The sequence below is a fragment of the Polaribacter sp. 2405UD43-2 genome, assembly GCF_058147125.1.
Window position 1 is genome coordinate 1 of record NZ_JBYVJX010000012.1, and the last position, 17,572, is coordinate 17,572.

General features: G+C 31.0%; 16 protein-coding genes. 3 read left to right on the top strand and 13 right to left on the bottom strand.

Annotated features, from left to right (window positions below; genetic code table 11):
- Positions 1-100: 100 nt before the first annotated feature.
- The 13 genes from ACY2RX_RS13150 to trhO all read right to left on the bottom strand — a co-directional run bounded on the left by ACY2RX_RS13150 (position 101) and on the right by trhO (position 12,896).
- The gene (locus tag ACY2RX_RS13150) at positions 101-592 is read right to left on the bottom strand and encodes a DUF1761 domain-containing protein (protein WP_490104440.1); all 492 of its coding nucleotides are present in this window, start codon (positions 590-592) and stop codon (positions 101-103) included.
- Between the two features lie 122 nt (positions 593-714).
- On the bottom strand, positions 715-1,695 hold the full coding sequence (locus ACY2RX_RS13155) for a DUF4837 family protein (protein ID WP_490104441.1): 981 nt from the start codon (positions 1,693-1,695) through the stop codon (positions 715-717).
- A 4-nt stretch (positions 1,696-1,699) separates the two neighbouring features.
- Positions 1,700-3,229, bottom strand: coding sequence for a lytic transglycosylase domain-containing protein (locus tag ACY2RX_RS13160; protein WP_490104442.1), 1,530 nt, complete (start codon positions 3,227-3,229; stop codon positions 1,700-1,702).
- A gap of 45 nt (positions 3,230-3,274) precedes the next feature.
- Positions 3,275-4,036 (bottom strand): exodeoxyribonuclease III, encoded by a 762-nt coding sequence (locus ACY2RX_RS13165; RefSeq protein WP_490104443.1) that lies wholly within the window; start codon positions 4,034-4,036, stop codon positions 3,275-3,277.
- Between the two features lie 118 nt (positions 4,037-4,154).
- Positions 4,155-4,811, bottom strand: a complete 657-nt coding sequence (locus tag ACY2RX_RS13170) for a 3-oxoacid CoA-transferase subunit B (protein WP_490104444.1) — start codon at positions 4,809-4,811, stop codon at positions 4,155-4,157.
- Between the two features lie 33 nt (positions 4,812-4,844).
- Entirely contained in the window at positions 4,845-5,195 is a 351-nt protein-coding gene (locus tag ACY2RX_RS13175) for a four helix bundle protein (RefSeq protein WP_490104445.1), read from the bottom strand.
- A 23-nt stretch (positions 5,196-5,218) separates the two neighbouring features.
- Positions 5,219-5,917, bottom strand: a complete 699-nt coding sequence (locus ACY2RX_RS13180) for a CoA transferase subunit A (RefSeq protein ID WP_490104446.1) — start codon at positions 5,915-5,917, stop codon at positions 5,219-5,221.
- Between the two features lie 38 nt (positions 5,918-5,955).
- Positions 5,956-8,235 (bottom strand): transglycosylase domain-containing protein, encoded by a 2,280-nt coding sequence (locus tag ACY2RX_RS13185; RefSeq protein WP_490104447.1) that lies wholly within the window; start codon positions 8,233-8,235, stop codon positions 5,956-5,958.
- Between the two features lie 8 nt (positions 8,236-8,243).
- Positions 8,244-8,729: a gliding motility lipoprotein GldH gene (locus tag ACY2RX_RS13190; protein WP_490104448.1), complete on the bottom strand. Its 486-nt coding sequence runs from the start codon at positions 8,727-8,729 to the stop codon at positions 8,244-8,246.
- Positions 8,713-10,071 carry a PSP1 domain-containing protein gene (locus ACY2RX_RS13195; protein WP_490104449.1) on the bottom strand — a complete coding sequence of 453 codons (1,359 nt, stop codon included), beginning with the start codon at positions 10,069-10,071 and terminating at the stop codon, positions 8,713-8,715. The genes ACY2RX_RS13190 and ACY2RX_RS13195 overlap by 17 nt, the downstream gene beginning before the upstream one ends.
- A 311-nt stretch (positions 10,072-10,382) precedes the next feature.
- Positions 10,383-10,613: a ferredoxin gene (locus tag ACY2RX_RS13200; RefSeq protein ID WP_490104450.1), complete on the bottom strand. Its 231-nt coding sequence runs from the start codon at positions 10,611-10,613 to the stop codon at positions 10,383-10,385.
- Positions 10,613-11,860, bottom strand: a complete 1,248-nt coding sequence (locus ACY2RX_RS13205; protein WP_490104451.1) for a U32 family peptidase — start codon at positions 11,858-11,860, stop codon at positions 10,613-10,615. The genes ACY2RX_RS13200 and ACY2RX_RS13205 overlap by 1 nt, the downstream gene beginning before the upstream one ends.
- A 4-nt stretch (positions 11,861-11,864) precedes the next feature.
- On the bottom strand, positions 11,865-12,896 hold the full coding sequence (gene trhO / locus ACY2RX_RS13210; RefSeq protein ID WP_490104452.1) for an oxygen-dependent tRNA uridine(34) hydroxylase TrhO: 1,032 nt from the start codon (positions 12,894-12,896) through the stop codon (positions 11,865-11,867).
- A 225-nt stretch (positions 12,897-13,121) separates the two neighbouring features.
- On the opposite strand from trhO, the gene pflB reads away from it, so the two are divergent.
- The 3 genes from pflB (at position 13,122) to ACY2RX_RS13225 (ending at position 17,485) form a co-directional block, all read left to right on the top strand.
- Positions 13,122-15,377: a formate C-acetyltransferase gene (gene pflB, locus ACY2RX_RS13215; RefSeq protein ID WP_490104453.1), complete on the top strand. Its 2,256-nt coding sequence runs from the start codon at positions 13,122-13,124 to the stop codon at positions 15,375-15,377.
- Positions 15,378-15,501: 124 nt separating this feature from the next.
- Positions 15,502-16,215: a pyruvate formate-lyase-activating protein gene (gene pflA / locus ACY2RX_RS13220; protein WP_490104479.1), complete on the top strand. Its 714-nt coding sequence runs from the start codon at positions 15,502-15,504 to the stop codon at positions 16,213-16,215.
- 10 nt (positions 16,216-16,225) lie between these two features.
- Positions 16,226-17,485 (top strand): L-lactate MFS transporter, encoded by a 1,260-nt coding sequence (locus ACY2RX_RS13225; RefSeq protein WP_490104454.1) that lies wholly within the window; start codon positions 16,226-16,228, stop codon positions 17,483-17,485.
- The last annotated feature ends 87 nt before the right edge of the window (positions 17,486-17,572 follow it).

A 17,572-nucleotide genomic window follows, 5' to 3' on the forward strand; every position in this document is an offset into this window, starting at 1 on the left:
AAAATTTTCTGCAATTATGCAAGGTTGGATACTCTTTAGAAATGTGTCTAGACGGTAGCGCCTAAAACGTGGTTTTTGTTTTATAACAGTTTTTAACACTCTATAACCACTGGCAAATTATACCCCCCATAATTGCTAAAGTAACAATCCAATAACCAGTATTAATAGCAACATATTTAACAGATTTTTTTTCAAACATTGCAATAATAGAAAGTATTGGCAGTACAAAAAATAATCCAGACATTACTCCATGTAAAACACCGTGCTGAAAAGTTCTAAAACGATCTCCGTATTTTGCTACAAAATCTTGAAAGTAAGTAAAAGTTTCGCCTGTTTGTTCATTAAAACCAGGCTCGTTAATTAACGTTTGAAAAATTCCCATTTGATGAATAACAATAAATTGTAAAAAGAATGCTACTAAAAGACTAAATATGTAACAAAGTATAAATATTTTTGCCATATTTTGTCCTTCTAAAGATTCTTTAGTAAAGTTCATTTCTTTCATCCAAGCATTACCAAAAATTGGTCCATACCAGATAAACCCCATTAATAATGGGATTATTGCTGCAATAAATAAAACGTAGAAATTCATTTCCATGATAAAAAGTTTTTATGGTTGAATTCCAAATATAAGAAATAAGTTTTTGATTATGAATTACATAAAAAAACTGGAAGCAAAAACTTCTAGTCTAAATATCTAAATTTTGAAATTATTTATTTAATTTTCATCGATTTTGCAATGGCTTCTAATTCGAACAAAAAAGCTCTTTTGTTTACAGACGGCGCATAAGTAAAGCCTTCAAAAACAATTAATCTGTTGTTCTTTTTATCAACAACAGTATAGTTTAAAAATGGCCCTGCCATAAAATCGTTTTTAACTTCCCATTTACCACGAGTTTCATAAGCTTTTTTACCATCTATAACTGCATCAAAAGTAAAAGGAGTATAGGCTTTTTCTGTAATCATATACATACCCTCTTTAGAACCAGGAATGTACTTTTTACCTATTCTATTTCTTACAGAAACAATACTATCTGCAACTGTTTCTTCATTTTCTAAAGGAACAGCATATACTAAAATATTATTACTACCGGTTTTTGCAATTCCGCTTGTTAAATGATGACGTAACCATAAAAAATCTCCTGTATCATCTACTGTATTAAATTTATCATGAATGGTTAGTGTTATCCCTAAATTTTGCAATGTTTTAAACTTAGCGTTATCTAATTGTATTTTTTTAAAAAGATTTTGAGTCATCTTAATGTCTGAATCTGTAAAAATATCTATAATTTCTTTTTCGTGTTTTTTAAACATTTTTACAACAGCTTCATCGTCTTTTGCATACACGTAAACAATAGTCTGTGGCTGTGCGTATACATTTTTTTTCACAAAGAATTTTTCTTTATCAGCAACACCAATAATTAAGATATTTCTACCAACTTTCATCATACTTCCAAATCCGTTAGGAGCCACTTGCGAAACCGATAGAATTGGTTCTGGTTGTGGCAAACCTACCATTAACTTGCCAAAAGAATTTCTTATTTCTTTACCAATATCTCCATTCCAATCACTTGCTTTGGTAACTACCATTACCTTATTTACTTTACCAATAGAATTACGCAAAACAAATTTATCGCTACCAGTACAAGAAGCCAATAAAATTACAATTGTTAGTAGAGTGTATATTTTTTTCATAAGATTAGCTTTTATATATTTTAAGTTTAGTTCCAGGTTTTAAACCTTTAGCACCCCAAATATTGTTCCATTTTTTAATTTTTTCGATAGAAACATTCTTAAATTTTTTAGAAATGCTCCAAAGTGAATCTCCTTTTTTAACAATATACACTTGAAAACTTCCTTTTTTAATAGCAGATTTAGAAAGTTCTTTGTTTTTATTTTTTGATGATTTTACTTGTAAAAATGCTATTTTTTTTGGATAAACATATAGTCTTTGTCCTATTCTTAATCTACTTGTTTTTAAACCGTTCCAACGTTTTATTTGGCTTACACGAACTCCAAATTTATTGGCAATTTTTCCTAAATAATCTCCGCTTTTAACTCTGTAACGGATGCGTTTATCCATTTCAAAGTATTTAGGCAAAGGTTTTTCTCTTTTAGCATCATCATCATCCGCTAAAGCATAAATTTCTTTTTCTTTATCTAAAAATTCTACAATTTTATTGCTTGGCAATCTTACAGCATAATTTCTATTTTTTACAAACGGAATAATATCTAATTTATAAGAAGGATTTAAGTCTGCTAAAGTTTCTTCATCTACATTAATTTTTTCTGAAATTTGATCGAAACTAATGGTTCTTTTTACACGAATTGTATCTGTTTGAAAGTTAAAAAACTTAGGGATTTCAGAATAAATTCTGTGTTCATTGGCATATTCAAAAATGTACATTGTAGCATAAAATGCAGGTACATAACCTGCTGTTTCTCTTGGTAAATAGGGTCTAATGTTCCAATAATTTTTATATCCTCCAGAACGTTTTATTGCTTTTCTAACATTTCCTGGTCCAGAATTATAGGCTGCTAAAGCCAAATCCCAATCGCCAAAAATGGTAAATAATTGACTTAAATATTTGCAGGCAGCAATAGTTGCTTTTACAGGATTATACCTTTCATCTACATAAGAACTTACTTTTAAACCAAACTGTTTTCCTGTTCCGTACATAAATTGCCACAAACCAGAAGCACCCACTCTAGATCTGGCTCTTGGTTTTAAAGCAGATTCTACAATGGCTAAATATTTCATTTCTAGCGGAATATCATATTGATCTAGATATTGCTCAAACATTGGAAAATAATATTTTGCCTTTGCCATTAAAGCTGGATAATATTTTTTTCTATATAACAAATAGCTATTAATCACTTTTTCTAAAGATGGATTATAAGCTAAATTAAAAGGAGTTTTATGGTTTAAATTAGACAAACGAACTTTTAATAAATCTGTAGTAACTGCTGTTTTTACATTTCCTGTAATATCTTTATCATTAATAACATACACAAGTGTATCAATTAAAGCTGAATTAAATTTTTCTTCAACCAATAAACTATCCATCATTTTTAAATCTTCATCAGAAAATAACGTTGGTTTTTTAGGTTCTTTTAAAGAATCTTTGGCAATAAAAATAGTGTCTTTTTTAAGTTCTAAAATACTATCTTTTTTCTTTTGAGAAAAAATGGTGCTAGTTAATAGAAGGATTATAAGTAGTTTTTTCATCTTTTCTTTTAGGTTTCGACTGCGCTCAACCTGACATTTTAAATATTATAAATCTAACTCGACAGCAATTGGGCAGTGATCAGAATGTTTTGCTTCTGGCAAAATATAAGCTCTAGAAATTTTTTCTTTTAAAGGCTCTGAAACCATTGCGTAATCTAAACGCCAACCTTTGTTATTGGCTCTGGCATTTGCTCTATAACTCCACCAAGAATATTGTTGTTTATCTGGGTTTAAATAACGAAAACTATCTGTAAATCCGCTATTGATAAATTTACTTAACCACTCTCGTTCTTCAGGTAAAAACCCAGAAACGCCTTTCATTTTTGGGTTGTGAATGTCTATTGCTTCATGACAAATATTGTAATCTCCGCAGATAACTAAATTTGGGATTGTTTTTCTTAATTCTGATGTATATGCTAGAATTTCATCCATATAATTGAATTTAAAATCTAAACGTGCGTCATTAGTACCTGATGGTAAATACATACTCATTATAGAAACCTCATCAAAATCTACGCGTAAATTTCTACCTTCAAAATCCATCGTTTCTATACCTGTTCCGTATTCTATATGATTTGGCTTTTCTTTACAAAAAACAGCCACAGAAGAATATCCTTTTTTTTGAGCAGAAAACCAATAATGATAAGGATAACCTGCGTTTTCGAACTCGGTTACATCTAATTGTTCTTTATGTGCTTTGGTTTCTTGTATGCAAATTACATCTGGATTTGCAGCTTGCAACCAATCTATAAATCCCTTTTTTAATGCAGCTCTAATTCCGTTTACGTTGTATGATATTATTTTCATTTTCTCCTTTTAATTTCCCCAAAGGGGAAAAAACTCATTCTCTAAATTAGTTTCTTAAAAAATGATTTTATTATTTATTTTCATTTGAGTAAGCAAAGTTCTTTCCTTATGAAAGGATTTAGGATAGGCTCATCTCTGGAATTTCTCCATTTACAACTAAAGTACCCTCAGTGGCATTTTGAATTTCTTCTACGGAAACCCCAGGAGCTCTTTCTAACAAATGAAATTGATTGTTTTTTACTTCTAAAACGGCTAAATTAGTAACTACTTTTGTTACACAGCCAACTCCAGTGAGAGGCAAAGAACATTTCTTTAATAGTTTAGATTCGCCACGTTTATTGGTGTGCATCATTGCTACAATAATATTATCTGCAGAGGCAACTAAATCCATTGCACCACCCATTCCTTTTACCATTTTACCTGGAATTTTCCAATTGGCAATATCTCCATTTTCGGCAACTTCCATAGCTCCTAAAATTGTTAAGTGAACGTGTTTACCACGAATCATAGCAAAACTTGTAGCAGAATCAAAAAAACTTGCTCCTGGCATTGTAGTTATGGTTTGTTTACCTGCATTTATAATGTCTGCATCTTCTTCACCTTCAAACGGAAAAGGTCCCATTCCTAAAACACCGTTTTCAGATTGAAATTCAACTTCAATATCATCTCTTACATAATTAGCCACTAAAGTTGGAATACCAATTCCTAAGTTTACATAAAATCCGTCTTGAACTTCTTGTGCGATTCTTTTTGCGATTCCGTTTTTGTCTAACATATTAATGTATCAATTAAATAATTAATAAATGTATTAATTCTGTTTGCGAGATTTAATACTTGTACTTAATATTTTATATAAAATCAGTCCTAATTCATTTACTTTTTTTCTCAAATCAAAATGAGTTGGGTAGGTTTCTGATTTTTCACATAAAATTAACCAATATTTGGTTTCTTCTAATTCTTTAGTAGCAATTTTCATTTTATGAATAAAGTCTGCTTTACTTTCAGAATTTTGAGCTTCATGAATATTTGCGCCTATACTTGTGCCCGATTTTAACAATTGACGAGATATTACATATTTTCTCTCTGCCTGTAAAATTTCACAATAATTAATTACCATTAATGCAACTTCAATTGATTTATCAACAGCAGGATTTTTCATTTTTACATTAAACAATTGTTACATTATTTAACACGAACTGTGCGTTGTTCAATTCTTTTTTCGTAATTTTTTCCTTCAAAAATACGTTGTACAAATATTCCTGGAATGTGAATATTATTAGGGTCTAACTCGCCAACAGGAACCAATTCTTCTACTTCTGCCACTGTAATTGTTGCTGCTCCGCACATATTTGGATTAAAATTTCTTGAAGTTCCTTTAAAAACTAAATTGCCTGCAGCATCACCTTTCCAAGCTTTTACAAAAGCAAAATCGGCTTTAAAAGCGGGTTCTAAAACGTACATTTTACCATCAAATTCTCTGGTTTCTTTTCCTTTTGCAACCTCTGTTCCGTAACCAGCAGGTGTATAAAATGCAGGAAAACCTGCTTGAGCTGCTCTACATTTTTCGGCTAAAGTACCTTGTGGTGTAAGCTCTACTTCTAATTCTCCTGACAACATTTGTCGTTCAAATTCATCATTTTCACCAACGTAAGAAGAAATCATTTTTTTAATTTGCTTACCTTGTAATAATAATCCTAAGCCAAAATCGTCTACACCAGCATTGTTAGAAATACAAGTAACCTCTCTAACATTTAATTTTACCAATTCTAATATTGAATTTTCTGGGATGCCACACAAACCAAAACCCCCAAACATTAGTGTCATTCCGCTTTTTACTCCTTGTAAAGCTTCTTGTACATTGTTTACTTTTTTGTTTATCATATTTAAATGTATTTTAATATTCTGAAATAAGTTCAGGATTAAAAATCTGTATCTTCTTCAGGAATTATTTCTTTCTTTTCATCTCCTTTTTCATCTTTTTTATCAACACAATTAATGTTGATAGTAAGATTTTCTGGTTTTTCAAAATCTTCTTTACTGATGTTTAAGGTTTTATCTGCATAACATTTTTTCATAAATAATGCCCAAGAAGGCAAAGACATTGTGGCTCCCTGACCTTTTGTAATTCCGGCAAAATGAGTTGCTCTATCTTCGCCACCAGTCCAAACTCCTGTTGCTAAATTTGGTACAATTCCCATAAACCAACCATCAGATTGATTTTGTGTGGTACCTGTTTTACCCGCAATAGGATTGTCAAATTTATAAGGATGCCCAGTAACATAAGCTGGTTTTTTCCAGGGCAAACGTAAACGAACACCAGAACCAGACATTGTTACACCTTTTAATAAATCTAAAACTACATAAGCAGATTCTTCACTTAAAACCTCTTTAGTTTCTGGGGTAAATTCTTGTAATACTGTTCCGTTTTTGTCTTCAATTCTTGTTAAAATCATTGGAGAAACTCGTAAACCTTTGTTTGCAAAAGTTGCATAAGCACTTACCATTTCTATTAAAGACAAATCTACTGCACCTAATGCAATAGAAGGATTTGCTTGAATTTCACTTTCTATACCTGCAGACTTTGCTAAACGCGCCACATTTTCTGGTGAAACCATATCTATTAATCTTGCAGACATTGTATTTACAGAACCCGCTAAACCGTCTTTTAAACTTATCATTCCACCATACTTATCATCAGAATTTTTTGGCGTCCATTCTTCTGGAATTCCATATTTTCCTTTTGGAATTGTATAGGGTGTATTTGGATATTCGTCGCAAGGAGATAACTTTAATTGATTAATTGCTGTTGCATACACAAATGGTTTAAACGTAGAACCCACTTGTCTTTTTTGTTGGGCAACTGCATCGTATTTAAAATGTTTGTTGTCTATACCACCCACCCAAGCTTTTATATGACCAGATTGTGGTTCTATGGATAACAACCCAGAACGTAAAAAATATTTGTAATACTTTATAGAATCGTTTGGAGACATAATGGTGTCTATATCTCCTTTCCAAGAAAAGACACTCATTTTTGTTTTTGTATTAAAAATTTTATCGATTTCTTTTTCTGATTTTCCTGCTATTTTTAATCTCTTATATCTATCAGAATTTTTCTTTGCTCTTGTGTATATTCCTTTTATTTGGTCTTTTTCTAAATCGTAAAAAGGTGCCGTTTTATTTCGTTTTTGTTCTTTAAAAAAGTACGATTGTAAGTTAGATATATGCTCTTTTACAGCTTCTTCTGCATATTTTTGCATTCTAGAGTCTAGGGTTACATAAATCTTTAATCCGTCTCTAAAAATATTGTATTGCTCTCCATTTGGTTTTGGATTTTCTTGCACCCACTTTCTTAAAACTTTTTGTAAATGCGATCTAAAATACGTTGCTGTTCCATCTGAATGACCTTCTTTATGAATGTCTAAACCTAAATCTAATTGTTGTAACGAATCTTTTTCTTCTAATGAAATATACTCATTACGATTCATCTGTTTTAAAACAACATTTCTACGTTGTTTTACTAATTTTGGTCTTCTTAAAGGATTAAAATAGGATGAGTTTTTTAACATTCCAACCAGCATTGCTGATTCTTCTAAATCTAACTCTTTTGGCTCTTTTCCGAAATAAATTCTTGCCGCAGAACGAATACCAACTGCCTGATTTAGAAAGTCGTACTTATTTAAATACATTGTTAATATTTCGTGCTTGGTATATTGTCTTTCTAATTTAGTGGCAACTACCCATTCTTTTACTTTTTGTCCTATTCTTAAAAAAATATTTCTTGATACTCTTCCTGTAAACAACATTTTTGCCAACTGTTGTGTAATGGTACTTGCACCTCCGCTTCCTGGTTTTAAAACCGCTCTTGCAGTACCTCTAAAATCGATACCAGAATGTTCGTAAAAACGCTCATCTTCTGTGGCAACTAAAGCTTTAACTATGTTTTGTGGTAAGTCTTTGTATTTTATAGGAGTCCTGTTCTCCATTGCATATTTCCCTAAGGTTTTTCCATCAGAAGAAATAACCTCTGTTGCTAAGTTATTTTCTGGATTCTCTAGTTCTTCAAAAGTGGGTAAAGCTCCCAAAAGCCCCCAAGAAGCAAATAAAAATAATAATATTAAAAGAGAAAATCCGCCAAGGATTATGCCCCAAAACCATTTTATGTATTTTTTAAAATTCGTTGTTTTCTTTTTTGTCATTTTTAAATTTAATTTTCTATGCTAAATCCTACTTCTTGAATTCCTTTTAAAAACTCCATAGGATTTACCTCGCCATTTTTTCTCATTGCGTGACGTACATTAAATGTATATTTTCCAGAAATTGGAAACGTCTTTTTTTCTTTATAAAATAATTTATTTTCTTTGATTTCTGTATAACCAGAGCCTAAAAACTTACCTGTTTTATCAGCCATTTCATATTGTAAAGTATCTACTATTTTGGTTCCGTTTGGAAAATCTAATTCTGTAATTAGATACAGATTACTAAACTCGTAATTGTTATTATTTCTAATATTAATAAACAGGTTTTTCTTAGCAACTGTATCTGTTACATCAAACTCAAAAAATACTTTTTCATTTGCTTTCCAACCATTAAGATTAATAGACTTATATTGATTAAAATCAGTTTTATCATCACAAGAAAACATCAAAAAAAGAAGTATTAAAACAATTGAAAAATTATTTCTTTTCAGCATTGCTACCATTATTTGGTTTGTTATTTTTACGATTTCTATTATTTTTTCTAGGTTTGTTATTCTTTTTTGCTTCAGTTTGTGATGAATTTTGATTCCTTTTTAGCTGTTGTTTTTGTTGCTGATTAGGCTGTTTCTTTGCCTGTGGTTTTCTTTTTTGATTTGGTTTTTGTTGTGTATTGTTTGCTACAGCTGCAACAGGTTTTTTCTTCCTTCTATTTCTATTTCTCCTGCTTTTCTTTGGAGCATCAAAACGCGTTAAACTATCTTGCCCCACTGCATCTTCGAAATCTACTGTTTCAGGAATAACCACATCAGATTCGTATTCTTCTAACGTAGCAGATTTCTCATTATTCTTATTGAGTTCAATTATTTCTAAAACCTGTTCTAAGGTTAATCTAAACCACTTAAAACGCTCTTCTTTGTAAGTATACCAGAGGTGTTTTTTAAAAATATCCATCTTTACAAAAACGGCATCCCCCTTTTCGGTTTTTAAAACCAAATCTTGTTTTGGAAATGGTTTTAAAGCATCTAAATAAGTGTCTAATTCAAAATTTAAACAGCATTTTAGTTTGCCACATTGTCCTGCTAATTTTAACGGATTTAGTGATAATTGCTGATAACGAGCTGCAGAGGTAGTTACTTTTCTGAAATCTGTTAACCAAGTAGAACAACATAATTCCCTACCACAAGAACCAACACCACCCAATCTTGCAGCTTCTTGTCTTGCACCAACTTGTTTCATTTCTACACGAATAGAAAATGCACTGGCTAAATCTCTAATTAATTGTCTAAAATCTACTCTTGCATCTGCTGTATAATAGAAAGTAGCTTTGTTTCCATCTCCTTGATATTCTACATCAGATAATTTCATTTGCAAACCTAAACGCCCTAAAATTTCTCTTCCTCTGCGTTGTGTTTCTTCTTCTTTAGCTCTAGCTGTTTGCCAAATATCTATATCTTTTTGACTAGCTTTTCTGTAGATTTTTTTTACATCTTCATGATCAGCACTAATTTTGCGCTTTTTCATTTGTACTTTTACCAATTCTCCAGATAATGAAACCACACCAACATCATGACCCGGATTTCCTTCTACAGCCACAATATCTCCCATTGTTAGGGGTAAATTATCAGGGTTTTTATAAAAATGTTTTCTTCCGTTTTTAAATCGGATTTCGAAAATATTAAATTTTTCTTCTCCACTTGGTAAAGTCATATTAGAAAGCCAATCAAAAACCGCTAGTTTACTTCCACTACCACAAGAGCTTCCTGTACCACAATTACCATTACTTTTACAACCTTTTGGTACTCCATTTTTGGTTGTACCACAACTTCCACATACCATTTAAGTATATATTATAGAAAAGCCCAAGGCTTTTTTCTGTTCATAATTTGATTATCAGACTGATACATAAACTCAATCTAATCTTCACTGATTCGTAAATATACGCATTCTCAAACAATGAAAAAACAGGTAAATGAAAGTTTCCTATCTGTTTTTTCTTTTATTATTCTCCAAATGTAGTTTTACTGTTTATTTAAAAATTAATCCATTTAGAATTTATAAGAATTGAATTATAATTCGTGAAAAAGTTTTTTTCTAAAGTTAAAAAAGACCTCAATTTTGAGGTCTTTTTTATAGAGTTTCATAAATTATTAAACCTGTTTTACTGCAATAATATTTACTGGACAGGCTTTTTTAGCCTCATTTGAACAGTCTAAAATAGAATCATCAAAAGATTTTAGAGTAAAAAAACCTTTTTTTTCTGTGGAATGTAACAAGACAGATTTACCGTCTTTTTTTGACATCTGAAACTGAGCTGGAGCCAACTCTACACAGTAATTACAGCCAATACATTTATTTCTTTGTAATGTTATTACTACCATTAATTTTTAGCAAATTCTGTTTTTACAATTTTATACAACTTGTCTGACCTTCTAATTTTAAAGTCTAATTTCATTGTAACTTCATCTCCTTTTATTGCTTTTTCTGACGGTTTATCATTTACAAACATTTGTTTGAGTTCCATTTCTTGTGCACCTGTTGTGGGTCCTGTAATTAAAATGGTGTCACCAACATTTACATCATAAGCATCAATTTTAAACTGACCAATTTTAGCTTTGTCAAAATAATGTTCTCCTTTACCTAAATACACTTTCTTTTGAGTTGCGTGAGAACCTGGTTCTTTACTCCATTCTCCTAATTTTTGTCCTAAATAATAACCGTTCCAAAAACCACGATTGTAAACTTTTTCTAACTCTTGCATCCAAGAAATTACTTTTTCTTTATCGTAAGTTTTATCAACTAAACTATCTATAGCTTCTCTGTAACATTTAATTACTTTTGCCACATATTCTGGTGCTCTGCCTCGTCCTTCAATCTTTAGAACTTTAATACCTGCATCTGCAATTTGATCTAAAAAATCGATGGTACACAAGTCTTTTGGAGACATAATATATTCATTATCCAACTCCATTTCGAAACCAGTTTCTTGGTCTATAACTGTATATTTTTTTCTGCAATTTTGTTTGCAAGCACCTCTATTTGCTGATGAATTATGAGAGTGTAAACTCATATAACATTTGCCAGAAACTGCCATACACAAAGCGCCATGACCAAAAATTTCGATTTCTATTAATTTTCCTGAAGGACCTTTAATTTGATCTTTTTCAATTTGTTCTGTAATCTTTTTTACTTGACGTAAACTCAATTCTCTACTCAACACAATTGTGTCTGCAAACAAACTGTAAAACTTAACCGTTTCTATGTTTGTAATATTGATTTGTGTAGAAATATGCACTTCCATTTGTTGCGCTCTAGCCATAGAAATTACGGCTTGATCCATAGCAATTACAGCCGTAATATTGGCATCTTTGGCTTTTTTTATCAATGTTTTTACTATTGATAAATCATGATCGTAAACAATGGTGTTTAATGTGAGATAGGTTCTCACATTTTTTTCTGAACATCTTTTAGATATTTCTTCTAAATCATCTAACGTAAAGTTAATAGAAGCTCTTGCACGCATATTTAATTGCTCTACACCAAAATAAATTGAATCACAACCATTGTCTAAAGCCGCTTGTAAACTTTCGAAGTTCCCTGCAGGTGCCATTAATTCGATTTTCTGCATATTTTTATTTTTTAAATTTTAGAACTTCTGAACGTCCTTTTTTAAATATTTTATTGCTATTGGCTTTTCCTTTTCTTAATTCTTTTTGTTCTTTAAAAGACAATTGAATGATTTCTTGACAATCTGTAGAACACGTATTCTCCATCTTTTCTGCACATTCATCACACTGAATAAATAATAAATGACAGGCTTCGTTTGCACAATTAGTATGCGTATCGCAAGGTTTTCCACATTGATGACAATTAGAAACTACATCATCTGTAATTTTTTCTGCTCTTCTATGATCGAATACAAAATTTTTGCCAATAAATTTATTTTCGATTCCTTCTTGTTTCACTTGACGCGTATATTCTATAATTCCGCCTTCCAACTGAAAAACGTTTTTAAATCCTTTGTGTTTATAATATGCTGATGCTTTTTCGCAACGGATTCCACCTGTACAATACATCAATAAATTCTTATCTTCTTTATGGTCTTTTAAATCTTCTTCTATAATATCTAAAGAATCTCTAAATGTATCTACATCTGGAGTTACAGCACCATCAAAATGACCAATTTCACTTTCGTAATGATTTCGCATATCTACACAAACCGTGTCAGGATTTGCCAACATTTTGTTGAATTCTTTAGCATTTAAATGCACACCTTTGTTGGTAACATCAAAAGTATCATCATTTAAACCGTCTGCAACAATTTTGTTTCTAACCTTTACTTTTAACTTTAAAAAAGATTTATTGTCTTGCTCTACAGCCACATTTAAACGAATGTCTTTTAAAAAAGAAATACGATCTAGTTGATTTTTTAACGCATAAAAATTCTCAGCAGGAACAGAAAGTTGAGCATTTATGCCTTCAAAAGAAACATAAATTCTTCCTAAAACATCTAACTTATTCCATTCTAAGAATAGTTTATCTCTAAATAATTGTGGATTTTCTATCTTATAATATTGATAGAAAGAAATGGTGATGCGGTCTTTACCAGCTTCATCAATTAATGCTGCGCGTTCTTTTGCGCTTAACTTATTGTACAGTTGCATGCTATACTTTTATAGGTTAAACTTAATATTTTTGCAAATGTAATTAATTATTTATACTTATAAGGCTAAAATTAAAACGATAACTAACTGATAAACAACAAACAACAACTACAACGTTTTCTTAAATAATTCGAAAAACCTAACTTTTATCATATTTTTGGGTTTATTTCGAAAGTAAATTTGCATAGTGAAATAAAATACATAAAAAAACTTAAATATTTAATAATGAAATTAGAAGAATTAACATTAGAAAAACCAGCAAAAGAAGAGTTTAAAAAAGGTTTCTGGAACACAGCAATAAACGTTAGAGACTTTGTTTTTAATAACATTACTCCTTATACAGGAGATGATTCATTTTTAGTTGGACCTACTCAAAAAACTCAAAAACTTTGGGATATTTGTAAAGAAGGTATGCAACAAGAAAGACAAAATAATGGTGTACATTCTGTAGATACAGAAACTATTTCTGGTGTTGCTAGCTTTGGTGCAGGTTATATTGATAAAGAAAATGAAGTAATTGTTGGTTTACAAACTGATGGTTTATTAAAAAGAGCTATGAAACCTTTTGGAGGTTATAAAGTAGTTCAAAAAGCTTTAGAAGAACATGGTTTAAAACCTAGTGAAGAAATTAACGAATTATTTTCTAAATATGTAAAAACGCATAATGATGGTGTTTTTGATGCCTATAATGCAGAAATTAGAAAATTCCGTTCTTTAGGATTTTTAACAGGTTTACCAGACAATTATGCACGTGGTAGAATTATTGGTGATTACAGACGTGTAGCTTTATATGGTATTGATAAATTAATCGAAGTTAAAAAAGAAGACCTTAACAATATAGAAGGCCCAATGACAGACGCTGTTATTCGTTTAAGAGAAGAAGTTTCTGAACAAATAAGAGCTTTAAAAGATATGATTACAATGGGTAATCATTATGGTTTAGAATTAAACAGACCAGCAGAAACAGCACAAGAAGCTGTACAATGGACATATATGGCTTACTTAGCTGCTGTAAAAGAGCAAGATGGAGCTGCAATGTCTTTAGGTAATGTTTCTACTTTCTTAGATATTTTTATCGAAAAAGATATTGAAAACGGTGTTATTACAGAAGATGAAGCACAAGAATACATAGACCAGTTTGTAATGAAACTCAGAATGGTGCGTCACTTAAGAATGGCTGCTTATGATGAAATTTTTGCTGGAGACCCAACTTGGGTAACAGAAGCAATTGGAGGTATGTTAAATGACGGTAGAACAAAAGTTACCAAAACCGCATTCCGTTTCTTAAACACTTTATACAACTTAGGCCCATCACCAGAACCAAATATTACTGTTCTTTGGTCTCCTACTTTACCACAAAACTTTAAAAATTTCTGTGCAAAAGTATCTATAGACACTTCATCTATTCAGTTCGAAAATGATGATTTAATGCGTAACCTAAGAGGTTCTGACGATTACGGAATTGCTTGTTGTGTTTCTTATCAAGAAATTGGTAAACAAATTCAATTCTTTGGTGCAAGAACTAACTTAGCTAAAACATTATTGTTAGCAATAAATGGAGGTAAGTGTGAAATTACAGGAACTCAAATGGTTGATGGAATTGAGCCTTGTAATTGTGAGTATTTAGACTTTGATAATGTTATGAAAAACTTTAAGGTTGCTATGACTAAAGTTGCCAAAGTTTATAATGATGCAATGAACATCATTCACTATATGCATGACAAATATTACTACGAAAAAGCACAAATGGCTTTAATAGATACTAACCCAGAAATTAATATTGCTTACGGTATTGCTGGTTTATCTATTGTAGCAGATTCTTTAGCAGCAATTAAATATGCAAAAGTAAAACCAATTAGAAACGAAGAAGGTTTAACGGTTGATTTTAAAATTAAAGGAGAATTCCCTAAGTATGGAAACGACGACAATAGAGTAGATATTTTTGCTCACAATGCTGTAGAAGACTTTAATAACGAATTAAAAAAATTAAAAGTTTATAAAGATGCAGAACCAACAATGTCTGTATTAACAATTACATCTAATGTTGTGTATGGTAAAAAAACCGGAGCTACACCAGATGGTAGAGCTTTAGGTGTGCCTTTTGCTCCTGGTGCTAACCCAATGCATGGGCGAGACACTAATGGTGCAATTGCTTCACTAAACTCTGTAGCAAAAATAGACTATAAAGATTCTCAAGACGGAATCTCTAATACATTCTCTATTGTTCCTAAATCGTTAGGTTCTACTAAAGAAGATAGAATAGACAATTTAGTAGCAGCTTTAAATGGATATTTCGAACACGGAGCGCAACATTTAAATGTAAATGTATTAGACAAAGAAACTTTATTAGATGCAATGGAGCATCCAGAAAATCACCCTCAATTAACAATTAGAGTTTCTGGATATGCTGTTAATTTTATTAGATTAACTAAAGAACAACAAATGGAAGTTATTTCGCGTTCTTTCCACGGTTCTATGTAGTACTTTTTATGTATTTCACAAGGGATTCAAAAAATAAAAAAATTACCTATTTTTTGAGTCCCTTTTTTTTCAACAAAAAACAAACACTATCAAAATAAAAGAAAACATATTAAACGTACATTCTATAGAGTCTTTTGGTACACATGATGGTCCTGGAATTAGAATGGTTATTTTTTTACAAGGATGTAAATTAAAATGCCAATATTGTCACAATCCAGACACCATAGATACGCACGGAGGAGAAGAACATCTTATTGAAGATTTGGTTAAAAAAGCTGTAAATATGAAATCCTATTTTGGCGATAATGGTGGTGTAACCGTTTCTGGTGGCGAGCCTTTGTTACAAGCTCACAACTTAATTCCGTTCTTTAAAAGATTAAAAGAAGAAGGAATTCATACCAACTTAGACACCAATGGAAGATTGCTAAATCATCCTGCAATAGAATTATTAGACAGCCATACAGATTTAGTAATGTTAGACATTAAGCATATGACTGAAGAAGGTTTTCAAAGAATTACTGGAAAACAAAACAAAGAAACTACCTTCAATTTTGCCAAACATAGAGAAGCCTCAGGTAAAAAAATGTGGTTGCGTTATGTGTTAATTCCAGAAATAACAAATACGCCAGAATTACTGCATCAATTAGGAGATTATTTTAAAGATTACAAAACAATAGAACAAATAGAATTACAACCTTATCATAAATTAGGTATCCATAAATGGGATACTTTAGGTTGGGAATATGAGTTAAAAGATGCAAGAGAAAATACGCAAGAAGAATTAGAAGAAGCATCAAAAATTTTAAGCAACTACTTTAAAAAAGTAAAAATTAATTAAAGAAAACAAAATGAGTTTACCAAAACTAAAAAACAGATGGTTAATTGCAGCTTCTGCAGTAGGAATCCATATTTCTATTGGTTCTGTATATGCATATTCTGTAATGACAAACCCTGTTAAAGATATATTTGATGTAGAAGGAAGTGTTATTAAATGGGCTTTTAAAATAGCCATTTTATTACTAGGTTTATCAGCAGCATTCTTAGGACGTTGGGTAGAAAAAGTAGGCCCTAAAATTAGCGGAACCACTGCTGGTATTTTTTACGGAATAGGAATTTTAGGTTCTGGTTTAGCCGTACAAATAGAATCGCTTTGGTTGTTCTATTTATGCTATGGTGTAATTGGTGGTATAGGTTTAGGTTTAGGCTATATTACCCCAGTAAGCACTTTGGTAAAATGGTTTCCAGACAGACGTGGTTTAGCAACAGGAATGGCAATTATGGGATTTGGTTTTGCTGCCCTAATTTTTGGTCCTGTAATGGCAAAATTATTTGAAACTGTTGGAGTAGCAAATGCATTTTATATTCTAGGAATTATTTATATGGTATTAATTCTATCATCTGCAAGTTATATAGAAAGACCTCCTGTGGGTTATGCTCCTGAAGGATATAAAGAAGGAGAAGGTAAAGTTATTAAAGAAGATTTAACCAATATTACTGCTAACGAATCTTTAAAATCTCCTCGTTTTTATTACATCTGGATTATGATGTTTATTAATATTTCATGTGGTATTGCTGTAATTTCTGCAGCCAGCCCAATGATGCAAGAAAAATTAAGTTACACACCAATGCAAGCAGCAGCAATTGTTGGTTTTATTGGCGTTTTTAATGGCTTAGGAAGAATTATATGGTCTACATTATCTGATTATTTAGGACGTGCAAATACATTTATTCTCTTTTTTGCTTTTCAAATTTTAGCCTTTTATTTCTTACCAAAAATTGGTGTAGAAAGCATTTTCTTAATTGTACTATTTACAGTAATTACAATGTATGGTGGTGGTTTTGCAACTTTACCAGCATTCTTAGGCGATTTATTTGGCACAAAACAATTAGGCGCAATTCATGGAATGGTATTAGCAGCTTGGGGATTAGCAGGTGTTATTGGTCCAACCATTTACGATATGGTTAAAGAACAAACAGGTTCTTTAGACACTACTCTTGTAATTTTTGCAGGTTTATTTGTTGTTGCCTTAGTTGTATCAATTTTAATGAAAATTTCAATTATAAAATCTCAAAAAAAGAAAGAACAAGAATTAAGTGTAGCAGCTTAAATCAATTTATAAAAATCAATCTAAAGAACCTTTCTATTTGTAAATAGAAAGGTTTCTTTTTTAAGAACTATAACAAATTGTTAAAAT